General features: G+C 53.6%; 1 tRNA gene and 2 rRNA genes (1 of these 3 cut by a window edge). All 3 read left to right on the top strand.

Features of this window, described 5'->3' with window-relative positions:
* Positions 1 to 1918: ribosomal RNA gene (locus tag AC2FLE_RS21260) — 23S ribosomal RNA — on the top strand (it extends 910 nt beyond the left edge of the window).
* 187 nt (positions 1919 to 2105) lie between these two features.
* A 5S ribosomal RNA gene (gene rrf, locus AC2FLE_RS21255) occupies positions 2106 to 2220 on the top strand.
* 87 nt (positions 2221 to 2307) lie between these two features.
* A tRNA-Met gene (locus AC2FLE_RS21250) sits at positions 2308 to 2384 on the top strand.
* Positions 2385 to 2500 lie beyond the last annotated feature (116 nt).

Below are 2500 nucleotides of genomic sequence, written 5' to 3'. Positions count from 1 at the left end.
CAGGCTTACTGATCCTAACCAAACTCCGAATACCCGGGAGTACTAGATGGCAGACACACTGCGGATGCTAACGTCCGTAGTGGAGAGGGAAACAACCCTGACCTACAGCTAAGGCCCCCAATTCATGGCTAAGTGGGAAAGCAGGTGGGACGACCAAAACAACCAGGAGGTTGGCTTAGAAGCAGCCATCCTTTAAAGATAGCGTAACAGCTCACTGGTCTAAATAAGTTGTCCTGCGGCGAAGATGTAACGGGGCTCAAGCCATGAGCCGAAGCTTAGGATGCCGTAAGGCATGGTAGCAGAGCGTAGTGTGACATAGTCTCATTCCTCCTTCACGTCTTCGGGCGTATTGGAGGAGAGAGGCTTTCGATGAAGCCGGCGCGTGAGCGATCCGGTGGAGAGATCACTAGTGAGAATGATGACATGAGTAGCGACAAAGAGTGTGAGAGACACTCTCGCCGAAAGTCCAAGGGTTCCTGCTTAAAGCTAATCTGAGCAGGGTAAGCCGGCCCCTAAGCCGAGGCCGAAAGGCGTAGGCGATGGGAACTAGGTTAATATTCCTAGGCCGTGGAGTGGTGACGGATCTCAGAGGTAGTTCATCCTTATCGGATTGAATGGGCTGCTGAGAGGTTCCTGGAAATAGCCCTCCTATAAGACCGTACCCTAAACCGACACAGGTGGACTGGTAGAGAATACCAAGGCGCTTGAGAGAACGATGTTGAAGGAACTCGGCAAAATACCTCCGTAAGTTCGCGAGAAGGAGGCCCGGTTCCTAGGCAACTAGGGGCTGGGGGCACAAACCAGGGGGTGGCGACTGTTTATTAAAAACACAGGGCTCTGCGAAGTCGCAAGACGACGTATAGGGTCTGACGCCTGCCCGGTGCCTGAAGGTTAAAAGGAGAGGTGAGAGCCTTGAATTGAAGCCCAGGTAAACGGCGGCCGTAACTATAACGGTCCTAAGGTAGCGAAATTCCTTGTCGGGTAAGTTCCGACCTGCACGAATGGCGTAACGACTTCCCCGCTGTCTCCAACATCGACTCAGCGAAATTGAATTGCCTGTCAAGATGCAGGCTTCCCGCGGTTAGACGGAAAGACCCCGTGCACCTTTACTACAGCTTCGCACTGGCATCAGGATTGTGATGTGCAGGATAGGTGGTGGGCTTTGAAGCAGAGACGCAAGTCTTTGTGGAGCCTCCCTTGAGATACCACCCTTCGCACTCTTGATGTCTAACCGCGGTCCGTTATCCGGATCCGGGACCCTGCGTGGCGGGTAGTTTGACTGGGGCGGTCGCCTCCTAAAGCGTAACGGAGGCGCGCGAAGGTTGGCTCAGAGCGGTCGGAAATCGCTCGTTGAGTGCAATGGCAGAAGCCAGCCTGACTGCGAGACTGACAAGTCGAGCAGAGTCGAAAGACGGCCATAGTGATCCGGTGGTCCCGAGTGGAAGGGCCATCGCTCAACGGATAAAAGGTACGCCGGGGATAACAGGCTGATACTGCCCAAGAGTCCATATCGACGGCAGTGTTTGGCACCTCGATGTCGGCTCATCTCATCCTGGGGCTGGAGCAGGTCCCAAGGGTACGGCTGTTCGCCGTTTAAAGAGGTACGTGAGCTGGGTTTAGAACGTCGTGAGACAGTTCGGTCCCTATCTGCCGTGGGTGTAGGAGACTTGAGAGGAGTTGCCCCTAGTACGAGAGGACCGGGGTGAACGATCCACTGGTGGACCTGTTGTTGCGCCAGCAGCAGTGCAGGGTAGCTATGATCGGACAGGATAACCGCTGAAGGCATCTAAGCGGGAAGCCCCCCTCAAAACAAGGTCTCCCTGAGGGCCGTGGAAGACCACCACGTCAATAGGCCGGAGATGTAAGCGCAGTAATGCGTTCAGTTGACCGGTACTAATCGCCCGATAGGCTTGATTTGATCCAGTAATGGAAAGACAAATCAAAAACATACACACCTTAAACATGGATAACTTCGCAGCACATAGCTGCGGTGTTGATTGATACACTACCGTGCGGCAACGCGCCTTTATCTGCGATAAAGATGCTGCCTGCCGCATAGTCGCTTTCTTGCAAAGCAAGAAAGTCGACCGAGGGATTTTCCTCGGTTTGGTGGTCATAGCGCAAGTGAAACACCCGGTCCCATCCCGAACCCGGAAGTTAAGCACTGCCGCGCCAATGGTACTTGGGCTTAAGCCCCGGGAGAGTAGGTCACCGCCAAACCTAGAAAAATCCCAATTCTCTCTAAACGATAACAATACTTATTCGACCCCGGCCTCAAGTAGCGAAAGCGATAGGCCAACCTAGTGTCGCGGGATGGAGCAGCCCGGTAGCTCGTCAGGCTCATAACCTGAAGGTCGTAGGTTCAAATCCTACTCCCGCAACCAGGTCGAATAATATCAACACAGCCCGTTCAGACTACAATTGATCCACTGGATCAATTGCTAACCTCTTCACCTCGTCAGGCTCATAACCTGAAGGCCAAAGGTTCAAATCCTACTCC

The organism is Ruegeria sp. CDSA077, from assembly GCF_059612265.1.
This window is presented reverse-complemented; position numbering and strand designations above follow the sequence as displayed.